The sequence below is a fragment of the Rhizobium sp. Root149 genome (assembly GCF_001427345.1).
Taxonomy (GTDB): domain Bacteria; phylum Pseudomonadota; class Alphaproteobacteria; order Rhizobiales; family Rhizobiaceae; genus Neorhizobium; species Neorhizobium rhizoryzae.
The window spans coordinates 302,197-328,810 of record NZ_LMGD01000012.1 but is presented as its reverse complement, the minus strand read 5'-3'; the positions used below and the strand labels follow the sequence as shown (position 1 = coordinate 328,810).

Annotated in this window: 23 protein-coding genes; 8 read left to right on the top strand and 15 right to left on the bottom strand. The window is 58.7% G+C overall.

The window, feature by feature from the left end; genetic code table 11:
- Positions 1-53: 53 nt before the first annotated feature.
- On the top strand, positions 54-764 hold the full coding sequence (locus ASD54_RS08500) for an AzlC family ABC transporter permease (RefSeq protein ID WP_062554160.1): 711 nt from the start codon (positions 54-56) through the stop codon (positions 762-764).
- Positions 761-1,069 carry an AzlD family protein gene (locus tag ASD54_RS08495; RefSeq protein WP_062554159.1) on the top strand — a complete coding sequence of 103 codons (309 nt, stop codon included), beginning with the start codon at positions 761-763 and terminating at the stop codon, positions 1,067-1,069. Before ASD54_RS08500 ends, ASD54_RS08495 begins: the two co-directional genes overlap by 4 nt.
- 6 nt (positions 1,070-1,075) lie before the next feature.
- Here ASD54_RS08495 and ASD54_RS08490 read toward each other — a convergent pair whose 3' ends face one another.
- Positions 1,076-2,905 carry an aminopeptidase P family protein gene (locus tag ASD54_RS08490; protein WP_062554158.1) on the bottom strand — a complete coding sequence of 610 codons (1,830 nt, stop codon included), beginning with the start codon at positions 2,903-2,905 and terminating at the stop codon, positions 1,076-1,078.
- A 277-nt stretch (positions 2,906-3,182) separates the two neighbouring features.
- On the opposite strand from ASD54_RS08490, the gene ASD54_RS26940 reads away from it, so the two are divergent.
- On the top strand, positions 3,183-3,356 hold the full coding sequence (locus ASD54_RS26940) for a hypothetical protein (RefSeq protein WP_062554157.1): 174 nt from the start codon (positions 3,183-3,185) through the stop codon (positions 3,354-3,356).
- 29 nt (positions 3,357-3,385) lie between these two features.
- On the opposite strand, the gene ASD54_RS08480 is transcribed toward ASD54_RS26940, so the two are convergent.
- Positions 3,386-4,273 carry a 50S ribosomal protein L11 methyltransferase gene (locus ASD54_RS08480; RefSeq protein ID WP_062554758.1) on the bottom strand — a complete coding sequence of 296 codons (888 nt, stop codon included), beginning with the start codon at positions 4,271-4,273 and terminating at the stop codon, positions 3,386-3,388.
- 78 nt (positions 4,274-4,351) lie between these two features.
- Positions 4,352-4,951 (bottom strand): SCO family protein, encoded by a 600-nt coding sequence (locus tag ASD54_RS08475; RefSeq protein ID WP_062554156.1) that lies wholly within the window; start codon positions 4,949-4,951, stop codon positions 4,352-4,354.
- Between the two features lie 492 nt (positions 4,952-5,443).
- On the opposite strand from ASD54_RS08475, the gene ASD54_RS08470 reads away from it, so the two are divergent.
- Complete coding sequence (locus ASD54_RS08470; RefSeq protein ID WP_244484713.1) at positions 5,444-7,393, top strand: methyl-accepting chemotaxis protein; 1,950 nt, start codon at positions 5,444-5,446, stop codon at positions 7,391-7,393.
- Between the two features lie 3 nt (positions 7,394-7,396).
- On the top strand, positions 7,397-7,861 hold the full coding sequence (locus ASD54_RS08465) for a chemotaxis protein CheW (protein WP_062554154.1): 465 nt from the start codon (positions 7,397-7,399) through the stop codon (positions 7,859-7,861).
- 71 nt (positions 7,862-7,932) lie between these two features.
- On the opposite strand, the gene ASD54_RS08460 is transcribed toward ASD54_RS08465, so the two are convergent.
- Entirely contained in the window at positions 7,933-8,385 is a 453-nt protein-coding gene (locus ASD54_RS08460; RefSeq protein WP_062554757.1) for a CreA family protein, read from the bottom strand.
- Between the two features lie 362 nt (positions 8,386-8,747).
- Between ASD54_RS08460 and ASD54_RS08455 the strand changes: the two genes are divergently transcribed.
- Positions 8,748-9,284: a GNAT family N-acetyltransferase gene (locus ASD54_RS08455; protein WP_062554153.1), complete on the top strand. Its 537-nt coding sequence runs from the start codon at positions 8,748-8,750 to the stop codon at positions 9,282-9,284.
- A 58-nt stretch (positions 9,285-9,342) separates the two neighbouring features.
- On the opposite strand, the gene ligA is transcribed toward ASD54_RS08455, so the two are convergent.
- The gene (gene ligA, locus ASD54_RS08450; RefSeq protein WP_062554152.1) at positions 9,343-11,499 is read right to left on the bottom strand and encodes an NAD-dependent DNA ligase LigA; all 2,157 of its coding nucleotides are present in this window, start codon (positions 11,497-11,499) and stop codon (positions 9,343-9,345) included.
- 300 nt (positions 11,500-11,799) lie between these two features.
- Here ligA and ASD54_RS08445 point away from each other — a divergent pair, with 300 nt between their 5' ends.
- On the top strand, positions 11,800-12,363 hold the full coding sequence (locus ASD54_RS08445; RefSeq protein WP_062554151.1) for a cytochrome b: 564 nt from the start codon (positions 11,800-11,802) through the stop codon (positions 12,361-12,363).
- 8 nt (positions 12,364-12,371) lie between these two features.
- Here ASD54_RS08445 and recN read toward each other — a convergent pair whose 3' ends face one another.
- The 7 genes from recN to ASD54_RS08410 all read right to left on the bottom strand — a co-directional run bounded on the left by recN (position 12,372) and on the right by ASD54_RS08410 (position 21,447).
- Entirely contained in the window at positions 12,372-14,039 is a 1,668-nt protein-coding gene (gene recN, locus ASD54_RS08440; RefSeq protein ID WP_062554150.1) for a DNA repair protein RecN, read from the bottom strand.
- A 40-nt stretch (positions 14,040-14,079) separates the two neighbouring features.
- Entirely contained in the window at positions 14,080-14,946 is an 867-nt protein-coding gene (locus tag ASD54_RS08435) for an outer membrane protein assembly factor BamD (protein WP_162249565.1), read from the bottom strand.
- Between the two features lie 182 nt (positions 14,947-15,128).
- Entirely contained in the window at positions 15,129-16,082 is a 954-nt protein-coding gene (lpxC, locus tag ASD54_RS08430; protein ID WP_062554148.1) for a UDP-3-O-acyl-N-acetylglucosamine deacetylase, read from the bottom strand.
- A gap of 256 nt (positions 16,083-16,338) precedes the next feature.
- Positions 16,339-18,189 carry a cell division protein FtsZ gene (ftsZ, locus tag ASD54_RS08425; RefSeq protein ID WP_062554147.1) on the bottom strand — a complete coding sequence of 617 codons (1,851 nt, stop codon included), beginning with the start codon at positions 18,187-18,189 and terminating at the stop codon, positions 16,339-16,341.
- A gap of 86 nt (positions 18,190-18,275) precedes the next feature.
- The gene (gene ftsA, locus ASD54_RS08420; protein ID WP_062554146.1) at positions 18,276-19,607 is read right to left on the bottom strand and encodes a cell division protein FtsA; all 1,332 of its coding nucleotides are present in this window, start codon (positions 19,605-19,607) and stop codon (positions 18,276-18,278) included.
- Positions 19,604-20,524, bottom strand: a complete 921-nt coding sequence (locus ASD54_RS08415; RefSeq protein ID WP_280139180.1) for a cell division protein FtsQ/DivIB — start codon at positions 20,522-20,524, stop codon at positions 19,604-19,606. Before ASD54_RS08415 ends, ftsA begins: the two co-directional genes overlap by 4 nt.
- Positions 20,521-21,447 carry a D-alanine--D-alanine ligase gene (locus ASD54_RS08410; protein WP_062554756.1) on the bottom strand — a complete coding sequence of 309 codons (927 nt, stop codon included), beginning with the start codon at positions 21,445-21,447 and terminating at the stop codon, positions 20,521-20,523. Before ASD54_RS08410 ends, ASD54_RS08415 begins: the two co-directional genes overlap by 4 nt.
- 279 nt (positions 21,448-21,726) lie before the next feature.
- On the opposite strand from ASD54_RS08410, the gene ASD54_RS08405 reads away from it, so the two are divergent.
- On the top strand, positions 21,727-23,031 hold the full coding sequence (locus tag ASD54_RS08405) for an MFS transporter (protein WP_062554144.1): 1,305 nt from the start codon (positions 21,727-21,729) through the stop codon (positions 23,029-23,031).
- Between the two features lie 75 nt (positions 23,032-23,106).
- Here ASD54_RS08405 and murB read toward each other — a convergent pair whose 3' ends face one another.
- The 3 genes from murB to murG are packed head-to-tail and all read right to left on the bottom strand — an operon-like array spanning position 23,107 to position 26,614.
- Entirely contained in the window at positions 23,107-24,081 is a 975-nt protein-coding gene (murB, locus tag ASD54_RS08400) for a UDP-N-acetylmuramate dehydrogenase (RefSeq protein WP_062554143.1), read from the bottom strand.
- Positions 24,081-25,493, bottom strand: coding sequence for a UDP-N-acetylmuramate--L-alanine ligase (gene murC, locus ASD54_RS08395; protein WP_062554142.1), 1,413 nt, complete (start codon positions 25,491-25,493; stop codon positions 24,081-24,083). Before murC ends, murB begins: the two co-directional genes overlap by 1 nt.
- Positions 25,490-26,614: an undecaprenyldiphospho-muramoylpentapeptide beta-N-acetylglucosaminyltransferase gene (gene murG / locus ASD54_RS08390; protein ID WP_062554141.1), complete on the bottom strand. Its 1,125-nt coding sequence runs from the start codon at positions 26,612-26,614 to the stop codon at positions 25,490-25,492. The genes murC and murG overlap by 4 nt, the downstream gene beginning before the upstream one ends.

Below are 26,614 nucleotides of genomic sequence, written 5' to 3'. Positions count from 1 at the left end.
GGCTTGCCGCCCTATCGCAATAAGCTTAATTGCCTCGCGCATAGAGGTATTCCATGCGCACCCTTCCCTTCTGGCACGGCATCAGGGCCGGCCTTATCGTTGCAATGTCAACGACCCCCTTCGGATTGCTGTTTGGCGCAATTGCGGTAGACGGCGGCGTCAGTCCGCTTGAAGCGACATTGATGAGCGGCATCATATTCGGCGGCGCGAGCCAATTGGTCGGTGTGCAGATGTTCGGCAGCCATGTGCCTGCGTGGCTGATCGTGCTTTCCGTCTTCGCGGTCAATTTCCGTCACATCCTGTATTCGGCGGCCATGACGCCGTTGGTCAAGGACTTTGGTCCCCTTCAGAAAGCTGCGGCCTTCTTCTTCCTCACGGACCCGCAATTTGCCGAAGCCGCCAAGCGTGTGGACCGCGTCGGCAAGCTGGAAACCGCGTGGTACTTCGGCGCAGCCTTCATCATCTACGTCGTCTGGGTGGGAAGTTCAGCACTTGGTGCAGTGTTCGGGCAGTTGATCGGCAACCCGAAAGCCTGGGCCTTCGATGCATTGTTGCCGATCTATTTTCTTGGCCTGGTGATGGGGTTTCGCAAACGCCCGCTCTTCGGCGCTGTCGTTCCCGTCAGTGCTGCAGCCTCGATCATCGGAATGCACACGGTCGGCTCCCCATGGCATGTCAGCATCGGGGCCGTGGCTGGCATTATCGCAGCGCTGATGCTGCACAAACCGCAGTCGTCTGCAAAAGATGAAGGCGCAAAGCCATGAGCCTCGATCTCAGAACCGCCCTCATCATCCTCGCCGCAGGCATCGCGACCTATCTCACACGGATCGGGGGCTTCTGGCTGCTGAGCAATGTGAAAAACCTGCCTCCACGGCTGGAGACAGCGTTGAACGCCGTACCGGCAGCGGTTTTGACGACGCTTGTTGCGCCCGCCTTCTTCGATGGCGGAATTGAACTCAAGATCGCAATGATCGTCGCGCTGCTGGTCGGCCTGCGCCACAACGGCATCCCCCTCATCCTGGCCGGATGGGGAGCTGCCATGGTGTTGCGGCATTTCGTGATGACCTGAGAAGTCTCAGATTGGTTGAGTTGCCTGCTTCAGCCAATCAAGCACATCCGCCTCGGAAATCAGCGGCGACAACTTCTCGAACACTGTCGCGTGGTAGGCATTCAGCCAGTCGCGCTCTTCGGAGGTCAGGAGATCCGGCAGAACCAGACGCCGGTCGATGGGGCACCAGGTCAGGGTCTCGAAGCGCATCATGGGGATGTCACCGCCTTCGATCGTCTCCGGTTCGCTGACATAGATCAGGTTTTCGATACGAATACCGAAAGCTCCCGGACGATAGTATCCGGGTTCGTTGGAGAGGATCATGCCCGGCAGGAACTCCTGTGTAGAGAGCCGTGCAATGCGTTGCGGCCCTTCATGCACGGAGAGATAAGAGCCGACACCGTGGCCTGTGCCATGGCCATAATCCGCGCCAGCCTTCCAGAGAGCAATACGTGCCAGCGGGTCCAGATCACAGCCGCGCGTACCCTTCGGGAAGCGTGCGGTCGAAATTCCGATCATGCCCTTCAGCACCAGCGTGAAGAAGCGTTTCTGTTCTTCCGGCACCGCGCCGATCGCAACCGTGCGGGTAATATCGGTCGTGCCGTTGATGTACTGCGCCCCGGAATCGATGAGGAAAAGCTCACCGGACGAAAGCGTGCGGTTGGTTTCCGTTGTCACCCGATAGTGAATGATCGCGCCGTTTGGTCCCGCCCCGGAAATCGTATCGAACGAAATATCCTTCAGCGGGTTCTGGAAATCCTGCCCGACGCTGGCGCGGAACCCTTCCAGCCGCGTCACGACATCGATCTCCGTCATGCTTCCCGGCTGCTGGCTATCGAGCCAATGCAGGAAGCGCACCATGGCAGCGCCATCCTGAACATGGGCTTCCGCCGATCCGCGCAGTTCGACTGCGTTCTTGACCGCGCGCGGCAGACGCGCCGGATCGATCACTTCGAGTGCGATACCGCCTGCTGCCTCGATGGCCCGCTTCAACGCAAACGGCGTTGCTTCCGGGTCGATCAGTATTTTGCCGCCATTGGCGCCATACGCTGTCACGCGCTCGACAACCGATGCCGGAGCATGGACTGACGCCAAGGTTTCGACATGGCTTTTTGCTTCACCGACGAGCTTTGATGCATCGATAAAGATCTCGGCCTTGCCGTCTGCCGTGATGACCGCCCGCGCCAGCGGATGCGGCGTGTGCGGCACATCCTGGCCCCGCACGTTGAAGATCCAGGCCACGGACGAAGGATCACCGATCAGAACAGCAGAGGCTCCCTTCTCTTTCACCCAGGCAGCAATCTCTGAAATCTTGTCAGTTGCAGGCTTGCCCGCATGGCTTTCCTGCTGAACGCTGACGGTACCCTGAGGCTCTGCCGGGCGATCAGCCCAGATTGCATCGACAGGATTGGTATTCACGAGGATCAGCGAGCCACCGCACTCGTCCAGCGCCTTTTCCAACCGCTTGGCGTCGCTGCCGCCATGCAGCCACGGATCGATGCCGAGCCGCAGTCCTTTTGAGCCATGGTCGGCGAGCCAGAGATGCGGTGGCTTCGCAACAAGATCACCAGCAGTGAATGTATCGGGATGCACCTGCTGCGCGAGCTGGGTCGTGTAACGACCATCGACAAAGACGACTGCCTTGTCCCGGAGAATGAGCGCGATACCAGCGGATCCCGTAAAGCCGGTGAGCCATGCAAGCCGCTCAGCGCATGCCGGAACATATTCGCCCTGAAACTCATCGGCACGCGGCACCAGAAAGCCATCGATACCAAGAGCATCAAAACGCTCGCGAAGCGCGGCAACGCGCGCCGGACCTGTTTGCGGGGAGGACGTGGTTTCAAAGGACTGGAACATGGGCATGTCTTTCAGTTGAGCGCCTGCGATTGGAAGTCCGCCTGAAGCGCGATTCCAACCCGAGTGGTTCGATCCCGACATTTGCATCCGTTCGCAGCCCCCTCAAGAGGAAATGTCAGGATCACGAAAACCACCGCGCCATGTTTGGTAGCAGTTCGACATATGCAACAGGCGCAATCCACTCATGTTGCAGTGCACCTAACGCTCGGCGCATCGATCGCCTACATTAAAGCCATCGAAGGGCGCAGCGGCGCCCACCAGCCTAGGAGGCTAGACAATGGCAAATTCATTCCTGCACAATGCTTTCAACCGGATCGTGGAAGCCCGCGAGCGTCAAGCCCGCCGCTACGTCAACAGCGCCCTCTTGCGGCTGGACGATACGAGCCTCGCGGCACTGGGCAAGTCGCGCGAAGAGCTTCGCCGCGAAGGTGCTTCCAACTTCCCGCTCTGAAGCCGACATAGACTTGAATATGCGAGGCGCTAGCTCCGCGCCTCGTGGCGCAGATGGATGGTCACCCAGCCATTACGCCAGATCGTCTTCACATGGGCGAGACCGGCACCGCTGTAGGCGGCGATGACCTTCCAGCGCTGTGATGCAAGGATGCCGGAGAGAATGACATCTCCACCCGGCGACAGATGTGTCACCAACTGCGGTGCCATCTTGATCAACGGTCTGGCGAGAATGTTCGCGATGATGAGGTCGAACGGTCCGTGTCTACGGAACGCTGCGGAATAGAAGCCCGGCGCCGTCTCGAAACTCATGCCTGCCGAAATCCCGTTCAGCTTGGCATTTTCGCGCGCGACACGCGTTGCAATTGGATCGATGTCGGTTGCGAGTACCGGAATCTTGCGCAGCTTGTATACGGCGATTGCCAGCACGCCGCTACCGGTTCCCAGATCCAGCGCGTTGCGCGGCGGATGAGCGCGAACCACGCTTTCAATAACCTCGAGGCAGCCAGCAGTCGTGCCGTGATGGCCGGTGCCGAAAGCCTGGCCCGCATCGATTTCGATGGCCAGATCGCCGGATCGCACCTTGTCGCGATCATGGGAGCCATGAACAAGAAAGCGGCCCGCCCGCACAGGCTTCAGTCCCTCGAGCGACTTGGCAATCCAGTCGATATCCGGCAGCACTTCGCGCTCGATTTCAAGCGTGGGATAACCCTCCGCGATCGTCTCCGCAAAACGTGCGCGTACCTCGTCCTCATCGGCCAGCATCATGTAGATCGATGCTTCCCAGCGGTCTGCCTTTTCGTCGATCTCGGTCGTGCCGATGGCGTAATCCTCTTCGCCGAAGCACAGCGAAAGCAGTTCAAGGATATCCTCGGATTCCCGCTCGGTGACGGTAACGAAAAGACGAAGTTCACTCACGGAAAGCTCTTTCTGACCCGGACAAATCAAGCGGAACCAATGGCACGAAAGCCCCCGCAGCGGCAAGCCGCAGATCCCTTAGCCCTTGATGAGATTTTCCAGCTTTTTTATCGCCGTGTCAGGGTTCTCTCCGTAAGCAATCGTTCCGGAGAACCGCCCGCCATTGTTGAGCAGGAAAACGGACGCCGTATGGTCCATCGTGTATTCGCCGTCCGGTTGCTTCTCGTCTACCGGCACCTTGCGCGCATAGACGCGGAAACCCTTGATGACCTCGGCAACCTTGCTGGGGTCACCGGAAATGCCCACAACACGGTCGGTGACATTTGAGATATAGTCTTTCAGCAGCGCAGGCGGATCGCGCTCGGGATCGACCGTGACGAAATAGGCGTTGATCTTGTCACCCTTCGGATCAACCTTGTGCAGCCAGCCATTCAGCTCGAACAAGGTTGTGGGACAGACCTCCGGACAATGCGTAAATCCGAAAAAGAGTGCTGTCGGCTTTTGCTGGAATGCCTTCTCGGTGATCGGCTGGCCATTCTGCGCCACCAACTGAAACGGCACGCCAAACGGCCCCTCGGTGATCTGCTGTTTCGAGCGGGTCACGTCGTAGGTGAGCCAGCCAAGAATGCCCGCCATGACAGCGACAGCAACCCAAAGGACGATCCGCACAGTTCTCAACGATTGATCCTCGCATTCCAAAACCAGATATGCGTTTAGAACCTTGTGGGTGGAACTGCAATTGTTTGAAGCATGTGGAGCCTGAGCGCGCGCATATGCCTCACGCAGATGTGCTTACATGCACCAAGCCGCGAGACTTTCCGACATCGCCAGAAACAGCGCGGAGCCGTTGGCAATCCAGCCCGCAAAGCCCAGACCCAGCGCAGCCGTAAACACAAGCAAAATCAACGCAGTCAAACTGCGACGATACAGTGAACGTGAGTATATTTCAGGTCTATCCGGCCACATACCACAGTCTTTGCCACTCATTTTCAGTGGAACGTGATTAGCGAATGCTTAACGTGTTATTGCTCATTCTCTAACTCGCGGAGGGGTAGTCGCAGAACTGCCGCACGCGTGAAAGTTAGCATTCGTTAGTTATACCAGATTTGTCCTTCAAAGCCACCTTGGCTCTCAAACAAAATGCGGTCCCCTATGGCGAAGAATGCAGGCATGTTTTCGATGACTGTCAATCAGCGGCTGCTGACCCTTGGCTTTGCCGCCCTCCTGGGCATGGCATCAATGCTGGCGGCCGGATGGTATCAGAAGCACCAGGTTGAGCAGAATTTGCACAGTGCGGCCGAGGTCCGCAAGGTTGTGGCCACGATTGCGGATCTTCGTTCCGCTTCGCTGGAACTTGCCCTGACGGCGATGGACTCCATCATTGACCGCGAAGAAGGCAAAATGCAGCCGGAACGCACCGAAACAATCAGGAAGACGACTGCCGAGCTTGCCGCAGCGGCGCCTGTTGTCACGGGCTTTGCGGCGACCGTCGGGAAGCAGGACATTGCGCGCGATTACGCCCCTGATGTCGCAAAGCTTACAAGCCTGATTGGCCGCGACCTGCCAGCCTTGATAGAGTCGCGCGCCGACGCAGATGCTTTTGGAAAGATTGACGATCTCATCGACGAGACCGGCGACCATGTCACCAAAATTCTGGATTCGCTTTCCACGGAAGGCGACCAGTTGGCCGATGCTCGCATGGCCGAAGTGCAGACCCTGTCGGACAACATCTTCTACTTCCAACTGATGGTGGCCGCACTTGCATTCGTCACGGTCGCATTCCTGCAGTTGCTACACACCGGGGCCATTCGCAGAAGCCTGGCAAACCTGTCGTCCAGTATGCAGCGCATTGCCGATGGCGACTGCTCGACGCCAGTCTCCGGCACCGAGGGCAAGGACGAAATCGCCTCCATGGCACGCAGCACGGAGCGCTTCAGACGCGCGGCTCTTGAGAAACGCAATCTCGAGCAGGAGGCCGCCGAAACGAGTGCTCGCACCGATCGCGAAACCCGTGAGCGAATTGCCGCACAACAGGCTGATGCCGAAACCATTCGGGAGGCGACAATGGCGATTGCCTCCGCCCTTTCCCGTCTCACCGCTGGCGACCTGCAGGTATCGCTGGAGAAGCCATTCCGGCCTGATCTGGAGCCCATCCGGGAAGATCTGAACCGACTGAGTGAAAAGCTCCGGCTGGTCATGCAGGAAATCAACCAGAGCTCTTCCTCCATCCAGGCCAATGCGCAGCAGATGCGCTCCGCCGCGGACGACTTGGCGAAACGCACCGAGCAGCAGGCTGCCTCTCTTGAGCAAACCTCCGCGGCGCTGGAACAGATTACCCGCACCGTGCGCACGGCGACCGACCGGGCGGAGGGTGCAAGCCAGATGGTCAGCAATTCGAAGGACTTTGCGGAAAGCTCCTCCAAGGTCGTGAGTGACGCGATGGCAGCCATGGAGCGCATCGAGGCGGCGACTGGCGAAATCGGCAAGATCATCAACGTGGTCGAAGAGATCGCCTTCCAGACGAACCTTCTGGCGCTCAATGCCGGTGTCGAGGCCGCACGCGCCGGCGAGGCCGGCAAGGGCTTCGCCGTGGTAGCGCAAGAAGTGCGTGAACTGGCAGGACGCGCCTCTGGTGCCGCCAAGGACATCAAGGCACTCGTGACGCGATCCAACACCGAAGTACAAACGGGAGTTGACCTCGTCAGGGCAACTGGCGAGGCTTTGCATAGAATCGGCGACGATGTTCTGCAAATTAACGAGCACGTTAGTGCAATCGTAACCTCGGCGCGCGAACAATTCGTTGGGCTTTCGGAAATCAATTCCGCAATCGGCCAGATGGACCAGACGACGCAACAGAACGCGGCCATGGTGGAGGAAACCAATGCATCAAGCCACACCCTGGCCAATGATGCGGAAACCCTCGCCAGGCTTATGCGGCAGTTCCGCGTCAATGGTAGTGGCCCCGTTGCCGTGCAGGATCATGTAGCGCCTGCCGCAGCGGTTCACCGTCCGTCTCCTGCTCGCACCCTGATGAACAGGGTTGCGAGCGCCATCACCAGCAACAGTTCTGCCGCGAAAAAAATCGCGACCGAATCCAACGAGAAATGGGAAGAGTTCTAAACCATGTCGAACGCTATCAAGCAGTCCGGAGCCTATCTCGAGATCGTCTCATTCCATCTGGGCGATCAGGAATTCTGCATCGACATCATGGCAATTCGTGAAATTCGCGGCTGGGCGCCGGTCACTCCGATGCCGCACACGCCGCCTTATGTTCTCGGCCTCATCAACCTGCGCGGTGCGGTGATCCCGGTCATCGACATGGCGTGCCGCCTGGGCATGAAAATGACCGAGCCATCGGAACGCGCTGCCATCATCGTCACCGATATCGCCGGCAAGCTCGTCGGCCTGCTGGTCGAGCAGGTGTCCGACATGATGACCATCAAGAGCGAAGATCTGCAGCCTGCGCCGGAAATCATTCCGGAAGCACAACGCGCCTTCTGCCGCGGCATCGTAGCGCTGGAAAAGACCATGGTCTGCTTCCTCAACCTCGACACCGTGATTGCAGACGAACTCGCTCAGGCTGCCTGAGCCAGTTCACAACCGGCTGCGTGATGGCACCGATACCCTGGTCGAAAGACCGGGGTTTTCGGCGTTCGGCATCACTTGGGAGGACCGTTCTTCCAGACAACGTTCTGGTTGAAGAGCGGAACGGTGGAAATTGCCATCTTGGCAGAGCCGTCCACGATCTGGCGTGAATGGATGAGGTATACCAGCGTGTTGTTCGGCTTGTCATAAATTCGGTTGACGACAAGCTTCTTCCAGATCAGCGACATGCCCTGCTTGAAGACCTCCTCGCCCTCCTTGGAAAGCTCGATATCATCGATCTCGATTGGGCCGGTCTGGCGGCAGGCTATGGAGTTGTTCGAGGGATCTTCAAACCAGTTGCCGTTCTTCAACCGATCCAGCACGCCGCGGTCGAAATAGGTAACGTGGCAGGTCACGCCCCTCACCTTGGGATCAGTCATGGCATCGACAATGATGTCATTGCCCATCCAGTCCACACCCACCTCACCGACCACTTCGGCACGTGCAGGCGTAACTGAAAGGGCCATTGCGAGCGCAGCAACGGCAAGAGACGCAATAGCCACAGTCTGCTTCAGAAACTTCGGATAGGAAAACATGGATTGCGCACCCTCAAGTAAATTTGAAAATGGTTATCTTCGCCGCAAGACATAAGAACTAGCCAGCACCTTACAAGAGATAACCAGAACTCACATTGACCCGGCGCAACCTTTTGGGCATTCTACAATCATGATCAAGTTCGCGACGCCTGTGACCACAATGCTTACCATCCGCCCAGCAGGGCGTGTGGCCGGCTTGGTGCGTTAAGAACCTTGTCCTGCCCGCATCCCCTGCCAATCACGAGGCGGGGATGATGCTTAGTCTCTGCTTCGACACATCGAAGAGAGAAATCATGGGTGACAGCCAATCAATCCCGATCAACACAAATGCACGCTGGCCTCAGGGCCTCAATATTCGTGCCCGCGATGCTGCCGACGCAGCAGATATTGCTGCATTGCATAACCTGCCCGGCTACCGCTTTGGGACGTTGCGCACGCCCTATCACACTCAGGAAGAAATACGAAAAGGCATTGAGAGCCAAGCAGGTAACTTCACTTCACTGGTTGCCGTCATGGACGGCCTGATCATTGGCGATATCGGAATGACGCGTTTCGCCGGGCGGCGATCACATGTAGCGAACTTTGGCATGGGCGTGCATGATGACTATCGAGCCCGTGGCATTGGTTCGGCCCTGATTGGGGAAATCCTTGCCATTGCGGATAACTGGTACAACATCAAACGTTTGGAACTGTCCGTCTACACCGACAACGAAGCAGCGATCAGGCTTTACCGAAAGGCCGGTTTTGAGGTGGAGGGAACCCATAGAGACTATGCATTTCGCGATGGTCAATATGTAGCTGCCCATACAATGGCACGAATCAGAAGCTGAACAACCTGCGCCGGGTGGGGTGATAGCCAACACCCGCGTCACACGCTGCCATAGTCAGCTACCCACCAATCAGCGCCAGCCACTCGTCCTCGTCCATAACGGTCACGCCCAGTTCACGCGCCTTGTCAAGTTTCGAGCCAGCTCCCGGACCGGCGACGAGGTAATCCGTTTTCTTGGAAACAGAGCCCGCAACCTTGGCGCCGAGACCTTCGGCCCGTGCCTTCGCCTCATCGCGCGTAAACTTCTCCAGCGAACCGGTGAAGACGACCGTCTTGCCTGCCACCGGACTGTTGGTGGCGGCAACAGGCTCCATCGCCTGCGGCTTCACCTCTTCAAGCAGCCGGGAGATGACCTCGATATTGCGCGGCTCCTTGAAGAATTCGACGATTGCGCGCGCCATGACCTCGCCGATACCCTCGATGGCGTTGAGATCATTCCAGGCCTCGCCGCTCAGGCTGGACGCTTCCTTCATGGCCGCCTCGAAGGCTTCATAGCTGCCATAGGAGCGCGCCAGGAGCTTCGCTGTCGTTTCACCCACATGACGAATGCCAAGGGCGAAAATGAAGCGGTTGAGCGCAATCTCCCGGCGGTTATCGATGGCCTCGTAGAGCTTGCGCACACTGACCTTGCCAAAGCCTTCGATATTCTCCAGCTTCGTGAGTGAAGCCTCCTGACGCTGCTTCAGCGTGAAAATGTCGGGCGCTGTGCGAATCTGGAGCGAAGGATCTTCCGCCTCGAAGAAGAAATCGATCTGCTTCGATCCCAGGCCTTCGATATCGTAAGCGTTTCGAGACACGAAATGCTTCAAATGCTCCACCGCCTGCGCACGGCAGACGAAGCCGCCAGTGCAGCGCGTAACGGAGTCCAACCTGCCCGTCTTTTCATTCCGCTCGCGCACAGCGTGGCTGCCGCAAACCGGGCACTTCTTCGGAAATTCGTAAGATACGGCATCCGAGGGACGCTTCTCCAACACAACGTCCAGCACCTGCGGAATGACATCCCCTGCCCGCTGCACGATGACCGTATCGCCGATGCGAATATCGTGACCTTCCGGGCGGATGCGATCACCCGCATTGCCGATCCCCTTGATGTAATCCTCGTTATGCAGTGTCGCGTTCGTGACCACCACGCCACCGACGGTTATCGGCGTCAGCCGCGCAACCGGCGTCAACGCACCCGTGCGGCCGACCTGAATATCGATGTTTTCCACTGTGGTGAAAGCCTGCTCGGCCGGGAACTTGTGTGCGGTCGCCCAACGTGGCGAGCGCGACCGGAAGCCTAGCCGTTCCTGCAGCGCCAGCTCATCCACCTTGTAGACCACGCCATCGATATCGTAATCCAGATCCGGGCGCTGAAGGCCGATGTCCCGGTAATGATCGAGGATATCGGATACCTTCGTCAGCCGCTTCATCAACGGATTGACCGGAAAACCCCATTCCCGGAATGTCTCGACCATGCCCATCTGCGTCGTGGCGGGCATCTCGGACATCTCACCCCAGGCATAGGCGAAGAAGCGCAGCTTTCGGCTGGCGGTTACTTTCGGATCCAACTGACGAAGCGAACCAGATGCGGTGTTTCGCGGGTTCACATAGGTCTGCTTGCCTTCCGCCTCCATCTGCTGGTTCAGCGCGAAGAAATCGCTTTTGGCCATGTAGACCTCGCCGCGCACTTCAACGACAGCCGGAACGCCCGCCGGCAATTGCTGCGGAATCTCCTTGATGGTGCGAATATTGGCTGTCACGTTTTCGCCGGTCGTACCGTCACCACGCGTGGCAGCGCTTACCATCCGTCCATTTTCATAGCGGATCGACATGGAAAGCCCGTCGATCTTTGGCTCTGCCGTGAACGCAATCGAATCGTCCGGGAAACGCCCCAGGAAGCGATAGACCGAGCCAATGAAGTCCTGCACATCCTCATCGGAAAATGTGTTGTCCAGAGACAGCATCGGCCGTGAATGCGTGATCTGCGCGAAGGTTGGCAGCGGTGCAGAGCCAACGCGTTTCGATGGACTGTCTGCACGAACAAGCTTCGGAAAGCGCGCCTCAATCGCGTCATTGCGGCGCTTTAGCGCATCGTAATCCGCGTCAGAGATCTCGGGCGCATCTCCACCGTGGTAGAGAAGATCGTGGCGCGCAATTTCAGCCGCCAGAAAGGCCAGTTCGGCAGCGGCCTGCTCTTCGTCCAAGCTTTCGACAGATATCTGTTCCGCAGCCATATCAAACTCCCTGCAAACCGCTGAACCGTACTTAAAGCATGTCGCGCAAAAGTGTGCAGCGGTTTTGCGATAACGACATGCGATAAAACAAAGAGTTAAAGCCTCAGGAGCGAATCTGAAAGATCGCGACACGCTTAGCGCAATCGGCACGAATGAAAAATGCCGAAGAGGGTTCCGCTCGACGGACCCACAGTCTTTGCCGCGCAGGCATTCACGCAAGTGTGGCCTGAACCATCTGGACAATTGTGCATCGCAGCAGCAATAGAGGATAAATAAAGTCAACTTTATTGGAGATAGGACATGGCGCTTGGCTGGCGTGATACGGGCTTGCACTATGGAAAAATAACGCGCGCGCTCCACTGGGCCATGGCACTGCTGTTTCTGTGGCAATTCTTCGGCATGGGCTTGCGGCTTCTTCTGGGTCGAACACCGCTCGTCAGCTTTTTCGTCGGAACTCATGCCTCGATCGGCACGCTCCTGATGACGCTCGCCCTGATCCGCGCGCTCTGGGGCCTATCCAACTTGCGAAATCGCCCGGCCCATGAGGGTGGGCTGGTGGGAACAGCGGCGCGCCTTGGGCATCTTGGGCTTTATACCCTGATGCTGATAGTTCCGCTTCTTGCGCTGCTTCGCGCCTATGGCTCGCAGCGCGGTGCGGCCATTTTCGGCGTACCTGTTATTCCGGGCGCCCCTGAGAAGATCGACTGGCTGGTGAATGCAGGCAATGCCGCACATGGCCTTCTGGCATGGTGTCTTCTGGCCATGGTGGTCGGGCACATCGGCATGGTCATCATTCACCGCACGATTTGGAAGGATAACGTGCTGAACCGCATGGCAGGCAGACCGCTTGTCGCGGCGGAGTAAGCTGAGAATCAGCCGCTGGCCAGCAAACGGGCAGCGGCGGCCCTTGCCTCATCGGTCACTGTTGCGCCGGAGAGCATGCGCGCAATTTCTTCGGCACGGTGTTCCGGCGTCATGGTGGCCACGCGTGTTGCGATCTTGTCTGATCCTTCGACTGGACCCTTGGAGATCAGAAGATGCGTTGCTGCTCTTGCGGCAACCTGCGGCGCATGCGTGACGGACAGCACCTGCACCTTGTCCGAAAGCCGTTTCAACCGCTGGCCGATCGCATCAGCCACAGCACCGCCCACGCCGGTATCGATTTCATCGAACACGAGCGTCGGAGCTGAACCACGATCCGCCAAGGCCACCTTGAGCGCCAGCAGGAAGCGGGAAAGTTCGCCGCCGGACGCCACCTTCATGATCGGCCCTGGCCGCGTGCCGGGGTTCGTCTGCACGTGGAACTCGACAGTATCAATGCCCTCGGCGCTGGCATTGTCCGCATCCGGCGTAACATTCACCATGAAGCGCGCCCGCTCCAGCTTCAATGCCGGAAGCTCTGCCATCACCGCATCCGCCAAAGCATTGGCACCGTTGACGCGCTTGGATGAAAGGGAAGTAGCCGCGCGGTCATAGTCGGCCTTGGCGCTCGCCGCAGCCTTCTCCAGCGCGCCAAGCCTCTCCTCACCCGCATCCAGTTCGGCGAGATCAGCGACCATCTTGGCGGCCAGCGCGGGCAGTTCTGCCACCGCAACGGAATATTTCCGGCTCGCAGCGCGGAGCGAAAACAGACGTTCCTCGACGCGCTCCAGCTCACGCGGATCAAATTCCGTACGCCGAAGCGCAGCCTCGGCTTCCATCTGCGCGTTCGAAAGATTATCGAGCGCGGCATCGAGCAGTTGAACCGTATCTTCCAGCAGGCCGGGCGCCTCATGGCTCTTGCGTTCCAGACGGCGCACCAGCGAAGCAATCAACGGAACCGGCGAAGCATTACCGTTCAGAAACTCGCAGGCCTCCGCAATATCGCCTGCAATACGCTCGGACTTCTGCATGCGGGCGCGATGCTCCGCAAGCTCATCCTCTTCGCCATCGCGGGGGCTTAAGCCCTCAAGCTCCTCGACCGAGGCTCTGAGATAGTCGGCCTCACGCGCAGCAGCTTCCACGCGGGCACGGTGCGTTTTCAGCGCCCGTTCCGCATCGCGCCAGGATTTGTAGAGCCCACCAAGCTGCGCTACCTCTTCCGTCAGGCCGGTAAACGCGTCGAGCAGGGTGCGGTGGGCATTGATGTCGACAAGGGCGCGGTCGTCATGCTGCCCGTGAATTTCGACGAGGTACTGGCCAAGCTGGCGCATCAGTTGGACACTAACCGGCTGGTCATTGATGGATGCCTTGGTGCGACCGTCCGCTGACTGGACGCGGCGGAAAATCAGATCGCCGTCATCGTCGAGCCCATTTTCACGCAGAAGAAGCCGCACGGGATGATGGCCGGGAACATCGAAAACAGCCGTCACCTGCCCCTTGTCCAGCCCATGCCGCACAAGGCCGCCATCGCCCCTGCCGCCCAGCGCCAAGGAAAGGCTGTCGAGTAGAATGGATTTGCCCGCACCCGTTTCGCCCGTCAGGACCGAAAGCCCTTTTTCGAAGGACAGGTCAAGCCGCTCGATCAAGACGATATCGCGGATCGACAACTGGATGAGCATGACGTTCCTATTTCACTGGATGAGCAGGGACGCTGGGCAATCAGACGCCAATCAGCTTTGCGCCAGCGCGAGAAATCCATGAACCGCGGTTTTCGCGAGGCTCCAGACCACCGCCCTTCAACAACTTGAAGGAGTCCGCGTACCACTGGCTATCAGGATAGTTCTGACCGAGGACGGCGGCCGCCGTCTGAGCCTCTTCCTGGACGCCCATTGCGTAATAGGCCTCAACGAGACGGGCCAGCGCCTCTTCAACCTGGTTGGTACGGCCGTAGTTCTCGACTACGTTGCGGAAACGCTGGATTGCCGCAAGATACTCCTTGCGCTCCAGATAGTAGCGGCCGACCTGCATTTCCTTGCCGGCCAGCTGGTCGCGCGCGAACCGCATCTTGGCCTGCGCATCTTCAACATATTCCGACTTCGGATAGTTATCGACAACCTTCTGCATGGCTTCGATCGTGTTACGCGCAGCCTTCTGGTCCTGCGTCACATCTGCAATCTGCTTCGAATAGGACAGGCCCACGAGATACTGCACATAAGCGCTGTCCTGCGAGCTGGGGTACTGCCTCAGGTAGCGGTTACCCGTGGCCACGGCTTCATCATACTGCGCAAGGCGGTACTTGGAGAAAGTACTCATCACGAGCGCCTTGCGGCCCCATTCCGTGAAAGGGTTCTGCCGATCGATCGAGTCGAACTTGCGGCTGGCTTCCGCAATATTGCCCGCCTTCATATTGGCAAGGCCCTGATTGTAAAGCTGCTCCGGAGGATCCGTCGCAAGCCCGAGCTTGGTAATATCGATGTCAGGATCTGACTGGCATGACGTGACCAGCGCAGACGTGCCGACCAACAATAGAGACACCAGCGCTACTCGTGCAGTGTTTCTCATTCCAACAGACATAGACTCAGTCATTCGACAGTTCCCGATTGCCACGCGATATTACATCGACCGCCCGAATTGGCGTTCTAGCCATATAAGAAGCAAGAGAGCAACGCAATGATGTGGCTTTGACGCAATTTTGTGGCACGTTTGCCCAAGTTCCCAAAAGAAAAGCCGCCTTGTGCGGGCGGCCAATCAGTTTTTGCAGTGTCAACTCAACCGACCGATGGAGCGAGCTCCTGAACCTTGACCGGCACGAATTCGCGTGCACGAACCCGCTGACTGCGGCTTGGGGCTTCAACCACCTCATAGGCGGTGGGATCGCTCATCAGCGCCTTCAGTGCATTGGCATTCATCTTGTGTCCGCCACGATAGGAACGGTAGCAGCCGATGAACTGCGCACCGGCAAGCGCCAGATCGCCCACGGCATCCAAGGTCTTGTGGCGAACGAACTCGTCAGCGAATCGCAGACCTTCCACGTTCACCACCGTATTGTCGTCTGAAATGACCACCGAGTTCTCCAGCGAAGAACCCAGCGCAAACCCGGCAGCCCAAAGGCGCTCGACATCACGCATGAAGCCGAAGGTGCGAGCGCGCGAGAGTTCATCACGGAACACATTCGCAGTCAGATCACCCTTCCAGGACTGGCGACCGATCAGCGGCGATTCGAAATCGATTTCCACTTCGAAGCGTGTGCCATCATAGGGACGAAACTCGGACCACGAAGCCCCTGATTCAATGCGCACCGGCTTCAGAACGCGAATGTAACGGCGCTTTTCGCCGAGATTGACCATTCCAGCGCTCTCGATCGCTTCGATGAAGGGAAAGGAAGAGCCATCCATGATCGGCATTTCAGCGCCCTCGACTTCAACGATGACGTTGTCGAGCCCAAGAGCATAAAAGGCCGCCATGACATGTTCGATCGTCGCAACAGACCGTGGCAGCGAGGTGCCGAGCACCGTGCACAGATCCGTATTCCCGACGTTGGAAGACACCGCCCTGTATTCAACACTTGAACCATCGGCAAAACTGCGGCTGAAAATGATGCCAGTCCCTGGATCTGCAGGCTGGAACGTGATCGAGACCGGGCTTCCGGAATGAACACCGATTCCCGAAAGCGTTACCGGCGATGCGATCGTTGTTTGAAAACCCAAAAATCCAACAGTCATTCGTTTTGCCTTCATGTCTCCCGTCAATGCGGGAGTTATGTTCTTGGGGGTTAGACTCAAATCCACCTGACTCAGAACCCATTTATGATCCTGTAGATACGGCGGTCTCCTCCACAATCCAAATCACTGTTCATTTCGGATTGTAACGAAAACCCCCGCTCGAAATCGTCTCAACCGATTCTCGCAACCCTCTAGACCGCAAAGAAAAACCCGGACTTGCGATCCGGGTTCTCATTGTTTTGCGATTCTCTTTGTTTCAGGTGGATTGACGGCGCAGGAAGGCCGGAATTTCCAGCTGGTCGTCATCCTGATGATGTGATGACGGAACGGCACGACCGTGATCGTCCAGGTTGCCGCGACGTGGTGCGTACAGGCTTGCTTCTGGCGAAAGCGCACGACGCTGCTGCGAAGCGGCGGATGGTGCTGCCGTCATGTCGGAAGCAACTTGCTCTTCTTCATCACGGCGACCAAGCGAATTCGTGATGCGCTTGAGAAGGCCCATCGGTCCACGCTCTTCCTGTGGGGCTGCCACAGGCTGCGTGCGCTGTTCCATTTCAGCCTTCACCACCGGTGGGAAATCTTCCACCTTTGGCATGCGAACCTGATCAACGGTCTGACGAACGATGGGAGCGATAGGCTCGATCGGTGGAGGCGCCATACGCGGTGCAGGTGCGGCGGCCATCGGCTGCGGAGCAGGCTGCGCCGAGAAGCTCGGAGCCTGCGGTGCTGCCGTGAAGGACGGAGCTGGAGCTGCGGCATAGGAAGGTGCTGGCGCCGATGGCTGCATCGGAAGCGGAGCCGGACGCTGGGCAACGGGCTCGACCGGAGCAGCAGCCTGGAACAGGCGGCTCTGCGGACGGAACTCGTCAGCGGCTGGCGCAGCAGCAACCGGTGCAGGCTGCGGTGCTGGCGCCTGCTGGACAGGTGCTGCAGCCACTGGTGCCGGGATCGAAAGTTCGCGTTCCATCTGGGCTTCTGCCTGACGGATCGTTTCCGCAACCGGATCAACCGGAGCAGGACGGGGGGCCTGCATCATCGCAGGCTGAACTGCGGCCGGAGCCGAAGCAACGGCCGCGGAAGGACGGATAATCGGCTTCTGCGCAGCGCGCATGTCGGCTCCGCGAAGATCGTTTGCGTTGTGCGCACGATCAATGCCGGTTGCCACGACGGAAACGCGAATGACGCCTTCCAGAGCTTCGTCGAAGGTCGCACCGAGGATGATGTTGGCATCCGGATCGACTTCTTCGCGAATGCGGCTTGCCGCTTCGTCGACTTCGAACAGCGTCAGGTCGCGACCACCCGTGATGGAGATCAGCAGGCCCTGCGCGCCCTTCATGGAGGTCTCATCCAGCAGCGGGTTGGCAATGGCCGCTTCGGCAGCCTGCATTGCACGACCTTCGCCGGAAGCCTCGCCGGTGCCCATCATTGCGCGGCCCATTTCGCGCATCACGGAGCGAACGTCCGCGAAGTCGAGGTTGATGAGACCTTCCTTGACCATCAGGTCGGTGATGCAGGCAACGCCGGAGTAGAGAACCTGGTCCGCCATGGCGAATGCATCGGCAAACGTGGTCTTGTCATTGGCGATACGGAAGAGGTTCTGGTTCGGGATGATGATCAGCGTATCGACGGACTTCTGAAGCTCCTGAATACCCTGCTCCGCCAACCGCATGCGGCGGCCACCTTCGAAGTGGAAAGGCTTGGTAACGACACCAACGGTCAGGATACCCTTGCTGCGGGCAGCCTGGGCAACGACCGGCGCAGCACCCGTACCCGTACCGCCGCCCATGCCGGCCGTCACGAAGCACATATGCGTGCTGGACAGGTGATCCATGATTTCGTCGAGGCATTCCTCAGCGGCAGCGCGACCGACTTCCGGCTGCGAACCCGCGCCAAGACCTTCGGTGACCTGAACGCCCATCTGGATGATTCGCTCGGCCTTCGACATCATGAGGGCCTGCGCATCCGTGTTGGCAACGACGAAATCGACGCCTTCCAGGCCTGCGGTGATCATGTTGTTGACGGCGTTACCGCCGCCTCCGCCAACGCCGAAGACGGTGATCCGAGGCTTCAGCTCGGTAATGTCCGGCTTTTGCAGCTTGATGGTCATATGAACCGTTCCTTTTTTCTCTGGCCGCCTCGCCAAGCGCGCCGATCTCTTTCATTACGCTGACACCCTTGCCTGAAACTAGAGCGTCAAAAACTCTCCTTGAGCCACTGCCCCATGCGGGCAAAACGGCCACCACCGCCGCCGAGCGTGGACAGAAGCCCACCCTGCTCGGAATGCGTTTCCATGTCTGCGACCTGCGGATAGATCAAAAGACCGACCGCAGTCGAAAAGGCCGGACCCTTGGCGGCCGTCGGCAAACCGGAGACCCCCATGGGGCGACCAATGCGGACATTACGGGCAAGAATACGGCGGGCCGTGTCCGGCAGGCCGGTCAGCTGGCTGGCACCGCCTGTCAGAACCACACGCTTTCCGACGATCGGGCTGAAACCCGATTTCTGAATACGATCGCGAATCAGCTCCAGCGTCTCCTCAAGGCGAGCCCGGACGATTCGGGTCACCAGAGCGCGCGGAACCTGTGTCGGCTGATCGCGATCGTCTTCGCCAATCGGCGGAACGGAGATCAGGTCACGCTCATCGGCTGCGGTGGCAATGGCGGAGCCATGAACCACTTTCAGGCGTTCTGCATCTTCGATTCGGGTGGAAAGCCCGCGGGCCAGATCGGTGGTCACATGGTGACCTCCAATGCTGATGGCATCGGTATGAACCAGCTTGCCCTCGGCGAAGACGGAGATCGTCGTCGTTCCGCCACCCATATCAATGGCGGCGCAGCCAAGCTCGACTTCATCATCCACCAGAGCCGCAAGGCCGCTGGCATAAGGCGTTGCGACGATGCCTTCGACCGAGAGATGAGCGCGGTTGACGCACAACTCGATGTTCTTGAGTGCCGCCCGCTCCGCGGTCACCACATGCATGTCGACGCCGAGAAGATCTCCATACATGGAAAGCGGGTCGCGAATCCCCTGCTCTCCATCGAGAGAAAAGCCTGTCGGCAGCGAATGAAGAACGGCACGATCCTGTCGGCGAGACTGTTGGCTGGCAGCGACAAGTACCTTGCGAAGGTCGGAAGCCTCAACTTCCTGCCCGCCAAGATCAATGCTGGCCGTGTAGACATCGCTGGTCAGGCGACCTGCAGACATGTTGACGATCAGGCTGTCGACGGTCAGGCCCGCCATGCGCTCAGCTGCATCGACAGCAAGACGCACGACGCTTTCGACGGCATCGATATCGGCAATCACGCCGGACTTAACGCCACGCGAACGCTGGTGACCGATCCCGATGATTTCGACATTGTGCGTGCGATTCGGCAGAATCTGGCTCTCCTTGCGGGGCGTCAGACGGCCGATCATGCACACGATCTTGCTGGAACCGATATCGAGTACGGAAACGACATGCGACCGCTTCGAAGACAGAGGCTTCAAGCGGGGCAGACCCAAACCGGAAGAACCGAACAAACTCACGTCTGACCTCCAGCTTTCTTTAATGCTTTCGCGCGTGCGGCCAGAGCCTGTTCACGTCGTTCCTGTGCGTCTTCGGTCAGGCGGATTGTCGTGCGATCCGGCAAGCGAAGGTCGATGGCGGCGATATCCCGCTCAAGCACACCTTCAGCAGCCTCGTATTTGGCCAGAGAGGCGAGCGCTTCTTCGACGCCCTCTTCGGGCAGCTTGATGATGACGCCGTTGTTCAGGTGCAAATCCCAGCGGCGACCGGCAACACGCACATAAGCGCGCACGCGGGAGCGAAGATCCTGCCAGCCTGCCATTTCCGTCTGAAACGAAGCAGCAGCCTTTTCAGCACCACGACCGACGAAGAGCGGAAGGGAAGCAAACTTGCTGTCGCGAAGCGGTGCGATTACGCTGCCATTCTTCTCGATCAGCGATAGCTCGGAACCGTTCTGCCAGATGCCGAATGCCTCTCGTTCCTTGAGCGTCACCTCAATGGTCTTCGGATAGACTTTGCGCACCTCGGCGTACTGAACCCAGGGCAGCTTGGTCAGCTTCTGGCGTGCGCCTTCGACATCCAGCGCGACGAGCGAGGTCGTGCCATCCAGCCCGAGCAGTTGCAGGATGTCGATTTCCGAGGTTTCGCTGTTACCCGAGACGCGCACATTCTCGATGGCAAAGCCCACAGCCGCCGTTGTGCTCTGCGCGAAATCGTCGGTGTGGCCGCCGAGCGACATGCCATAAAGACCGACCATACCGAAGAAGGCGAAAACGGACACCGTACCGGTATGGCGAGGAATATGAACGCGGCCCGTCGCAAGGCTCACGCAGAAGCGCACGACGCGCCGGAGCGGGCGCGGCAACACAAGGCGCTCATCACTGGACTTGCCAGCTCCGTAGCGCAGATCTTCACCGGTATTGGATTTACCGTTCAGCGAGAACACGACGCATCCTCCACCATCCAACGGACGAGTTCACCAAAGCTGCGACCGCCGTGAGCGGCCATTTCAGGCACCAGGGAGGTGGGCGTCATGCCAGGCTGGGTGTTGATTTCCAGCCAGATGAGCTCGCCATCTTCAGTCTTGGTATCGTCGAAACGGAAATCGGAGCGACTCACGCCGCGGCATCCCATCGCCTGATGCGCCTTGACCGCCAGTGTTTGAACCTTTTGGTAAATATTTGGTGAAATTTGCGCGGGAATGACATGCTTTGAGCCGCCATCCGCATATTTCGAGTCGTAATCGTAAAAGGCGCCAGAAACAGGCACGATTTCGGTGACCCCAAGCGCCACCCCGTCCATCACACCGCATGTCAGCTCGCGCCCCGCAATGTAGCGCTCAACCATCACGCGGTCGCCGTAGCGCCAGTCGGAAGATCCGATGACCTGCGGCGGATGCGACTGACCTTCCTTGACGATGACAACGCCAAAGGACGATCCTTCGCAGACCGGCTTTACCACATAAGGCGGCTCCATCGGATGCTCGTTGCCAATATCGAAGCGGTTGAGATCCAGTCCGGCAGCAACAGGAATACCGGCGGCGGCTGCAACGGTCTTGGCGCGCGCCTTGTCCATGGCAAGCGCCGAAGCAAGCACGCCGGAATGGGTGTAGGGAATTTGCAGGTATTCGAGTACACCCTGAATGGAGCCATCTTCGCCATAGGGCCCATGCAGCGCGTTGAAAGCGACATCCGGGCGCAGGTCAGCCAGCACAGCGGCAATGTCGCGCCCGACATCCACGCGCGTCACACGAAAGCCTTCGCCTTCCAGAGCAGTCGCGCAAGCATTTCCCGAGGACAAGCTGACCGGGCGCTCGGCGGACAATCCACCCATAAGAACAGCCACATGCTTGCCACTCATTGAACACTCCTTGAAGACCGGGCCTGTTAGACCCCATTCCTTGCGCCAAACTGGTGCGAGAACCTGATTCCCGCGCGTCTTCATTAGTGCCGCAACATGGTTAATGAATCGTTTACTTTCGTTAACCCGCCATTGAAAAGCGTTGCGGATCAACGCCTACGCGGACATTGATAAAGAGTCGGAAAATATTGCTTCAGGCCTTTTCCTCGAAGGAAAATTACCCTAAACGAGGCCCGCGCCTTTTATTAAGGCTGCCTTATTAAGAAATCGGACAAGAAAATGACCCATGCGATGCACACTGCGTCGCCGGCCGCCGAGCCGTTGAAACCCGCTGCACTGAATTCCCCTGCACGTGTTCTGACGGCCAGCCTGGTCGGAACGACGATCGAATTCTTCGACTTCTATGTTTATGCCACGGCTGCGGTCCTGGTGTTCCCTGCGCTGTTCTTCCCAAACAGCGACCCTATGACGGCGCTTCTTGCGTCCTTCGCGACATTCTCGATTGCCTTCTTCGCCCGCCCGTTTGGCGCCGTCGTCTTTGGTCACTTTGGCGATCGCGTCGGTCGCAAGACGACACTGGTGGCAGCACTTCTGACGATGGGCATCTCGACGGTTATCATCGGATTGCTCCCGTCCTATGAGCAGATCGGCGTCATCGCGCCTCTTCTGCTGGCTCTTTGCCGGTTCGGGCAAGGCTTTGGTCTTGGCGGCGAATGGGGCGGCGCGGTCCTGCTCGCCACGGAAAATGCCCCACCCGGCAAACGCTCATGGTATGGCATGTTCCCGCAACTCGGTGCGCCGGTCGGCCTCTTTCTGTCTTCCGGTATCTTCTGGCTTTTGCTGCATGTGATTTCGCAGGAAGCGCTGTTGAGCTGGGGGTGGCGCGTGCCGTTCCTCTCTTCAATCATTCTGATCGCGATAGGTCTCTGGGTTCGCCTGTCGATCACTGAAACGCCAGCGTTCCAGAAGGCGATCGATAGCCACGAGCGGGTGGAAGTCCCGGTGGCGGAACTGTTCCGAAACCACAAGCGCAGCCTCGTGCTCGGCACCTTCGTGGCGCTGGCAACCTTCGTGCTGTTCTACATTGGTTCGGCCTATCTTCTGTCCTACAACGTCAAGGTTCTGAAGATCTCCTTCATCGATGCGCTGGAAGTGCAGCTTCTTGGATCTGTTGTCTTCGGCCTCTTCATTCCCATCGCTGGCAAGCTGGCAGACCGCGTTGGTCGCCGGGAACTGTTGATCGTGGTGACGATCCTCATCGGCCTGTTCTCGTTCCTCCTGCCGACGCTGATGACAAGCGGAGAGACAGCCATCTTCATCTTCTCTGCTTCATCCATGGCGCTGATGGGTTTGACCTACGGCCTCATCGGTACGGCCCTTGCAGCCCCCTTCCCAACGGCTGTGCGTTACACGGGCTCCTCCATCACCTTCAACTTCGCGGGCATCTTCGGCGCCTCGCTTGCGCCTTACATCGCCACGTGGCTGCAGACGAACTACGGCATGTTCTATGTCGGGCTGTATTTGGGTGTAGCGGCGGTTATCACGCTGATCTGCATTCTTCTCTCTGGCAAGAACGAAGTCTGATCCGAAGTAGAATCGAAAACATAAAAAAGCCCGCGAAATCGCTGATTTCGCGGGCTTTTTTCTAAGATATCAGGCTTATTCCGTGGTCACGCCCTGGAATGGTCGAACCTCGCGGCCCGGCATGAAGATGCCAAGGCGCTTGATTTCCCATTCGAGCTTGACACCCGAGGTCTCGTAAACGCGCTGGCGTACCAGTTCGCCGAGATATTCCAGATCGTAGCCGGAAGCATGGCCGATATTGATCATGAAATTGCAGTGAAGCGATGACATCTGCGCACCACCGTTCATCAGGCCGCGGCAACCCGCTTCATCAATCAACTCCCAGGCCGAATGTCCGGGCGGATTCTTGAACGTTGAGCCACCGGTCTTTTCCTTGACCGGCTGGACCGTTTCACGGTGATGGCGAACGGCATCCATCTCGGAGCGGATCTTGGCGCGATCGTCGGCATAGCCTTCGAAAAGTGCGTGGGTGAAAATGAGGCCAGCGCCTGCTGTTGAATGACGGTAGCTGTAACCCATGTCGGCATTGGTCAGGACATGCTTGTTGCCTTTGCGATCAACCGCATGAACTTCAACGACACGTGCAGAGGTTTCCCCACCATTGGCACCGGCATTCATGCGCAGCGCACCGCCGATGGAACCGGGAATCCCGTAGTAGAATGCAAAACCGCCGATACCATTATCCATGGCCATCGCAGCGATGTATTTGTCGGGGCAGATGGCGCCGGCAAGAATGCGGTTCTCGCCCGCAAGCTCCAGCTGACCGAAACCCTTTGCGGAAAGACGCAGGACAACGCCCGGAATTCCACCGTCGCGCACAAGAAGGTTGGAGCCTACGCCCATCACCGTCAACGGCACGTCTTCCGGCAGAAGCTTCAGGAAGGTGATGAGATCTTCCTCGTCATGCGGCTGGAACATGAGCTCGGCCAGACCACCGGCCTGAAACCAGGTGACCCGGTCCATCGGTGCATCGGGCGTCAGCCTGCCTCTCAATTCATTGACCCCGGACCCCAGCGAGGCCAGCAGCTTTTCCCCATTCACCTGCTTCATCAAGATTGTCCCGAAATGCTTTCCAGTTCCCTGGGCAGCGAGGCTGCCCATTGCGTAATGTTCCCAGCCCCCAGAAGAACCACGAAATCACCTGATTTTGCAATGCTTGAAATGATGCCCGGCAATGCGCTGGGCGCAGACATGTAGCGCGCATCACGGTGACCGCCCGCCTTGATGCGGGAAACCAGGGCTTCAGAGTTGATGCCATCGATTTCATCTTCACCAGCCGCATAGACCGGAGCCAGGATGATGCTGTCCGCATCGTTGAAGCAGGTGACGAAATCCTCGAACAGGCTGTGAAGTCGCGTATAACGGTGCGGCTGATGAACAGCGATGATTCGGCCCTGGCAGCTTTCGCGTGCCGCCCGGAGCACAGCCTTGATCTCCACCGGATGATGGCCGTAGTCGTCGAATACGGAAACGCCATTCCACGTGCCCGTCAGCGTGAAGCGACGCTTCACGCCACCGAAGGAGGCGAGACCCTTGCGAATGTCTTCTTCCGAAATGCCAAGCCGGTTGGCGACGGCAATCGCTGCGGTGGCATTCGAAATATTGTGACGCCCCGGCATCGGGAGGCTGAGATCCTTGAACTGGAACACGCGACCGGTACGGCGGCGGCGAATCTCCACGTCGAAGATTGCCCGTGTCCCATCCATGCGGATATTGGAAAAGCGAGCATCGGCCTGCGGGTTCTCACCGTAGGTCACAATCTTGCGATCCTCGATCTTGCCGACCAGTTGCTGCACTTCCGGGTGATCGATGCAAAGCACGCCGAAGCCATAGAACGGAACATTCTCCACGAACTGACGGAATGCCGCCCGCACAGCGTCGAAATTGCCGTAATGGTCCAGATGTTCCGGGTCGATGTTCGTGACCACCGCCACATCGGCCGGCAGTTTGAGGAAGGTTCCGTCCGACTCATCGGCCTCGACCACCATCCATTCGCCCTCGCCCATGCGGGCATTGGTGCCGTAGGCGTTGATGATGCCGCCGTTGATGACGGTCGGATCCAGCCCGCCCGCCTCCAGAAGCGTCGCAACCATCGAAGTGGTCGTCGTCTTGCCATGCGTGCCGCCGATGGCGATTGCATTGCGGAAGCGCATCAACTCGGCCAGCATTTCGGCGCGGCGAACGATCGGCAGGGACTTCTCACGCGCAGCGATCAGTTCCGGATTGTTCTTCTTGATCGCGGTCGAAACGACAACGACTTCCGCGTCGCCGAGGTTCTCCGCCTGATGGCCGACGAATACCGGAATGCCTTTTTCGCGCAGGCGTTGGACATTGGCGCTATCCGACTGGTCGGAACCCTGAACGCGATGGCCAAGGTTATGCAGCACCTCGGCAATGCCGCTCATGCCGATACCGCCAATGCCGATGAAGTGGACGAGGCCGATCGCCTTCGGCATCTTCATGCTGCGACTCCTTTGAATGAAGAAACTTGCTGTTTTGCGGCAATCGCGATCACCAGATCGGCAAGCAAGGCCGCAGCGTTCGGGTGTCCCACCTTTCTGGCCGAGGACGCCATCTGCGCCATGCGTTCCGGCTCGTTCATTGCGCCGGAAATGATCTTGGAAAGCTTTTCCGGAGAAAGCTCCGCCTGTGGCACGACCTTGGCGCCGCCGACCTTCACCAGCGCGGCAGCATTGGCTGCCTGATCGTGGTCTAGCGCATAGGGGTAAGGCACCAGGAGAGCGGGCCTGCCGATAACGGCAAGCTCGGACACAGTCGACGCGCCGGATCGGCTGATCACGAGATGGGCTGCGGCAATACGCTCCGCCATGTCACCAAAGAATGGCGAGACGTCGGCGTTCATCTGCAGCTTGGCAAGGCAGCTATCGACCTGCGACCGGTCATCGGGACGCGCCTGTTGCGTCAACCGCACGCGGGCCCGCTCGCTCTCGTTCAGCAATGCCAGCGCGGTTGGAATGGCCCCGGAGAAGAACTGTGCGCCCTGGCTGCCGCCAAACACCACGAGGTTGAACGGGTCGTTGCCGATAGACGGCTGGTAAGGTCTGTTCGCCGCCGCAAGCACAGCGGGGCGCACAGGGTTGCCGGTGATTACCGTCTTGGCGGCGTGCTTTCCACCATCATCAGGCAGGAAGCCGCCGGCAATGGCCTGTACGCGATTGGCCAGAGCCTTGTTAGCGCGGCCCATGACTGCATTCTGCTCATGAATGAGCGAAGGAATACCCATGCCGGTCGACGCCAGAAGCGGCGGGATTGTGGGATAACCACCAAATCCGACCACAGCGGATGGACGGATGCCCGCCATCAGCTTGCGGGCTGCTCTTAAGCCTTTCCACAAGGTCAACATGGATTTTGCGATTGAGATCGGGTTCTTCGAACCCAAGGTCGCGGACGGCACAACGTGGATCTCGTCGGCAGGAAAGGAACCTGCAAAGCGCTCGGCGCGCTTGTCCGTCACGAGATGAACAGACCACCCGCGCGACTTCAAATCGTGCCCCAGCGCCTCCGCCGGAAACAAATGGCCGCCGGTACCACCGGCGGCGAGGAGGATAACACCTTTGCTCAT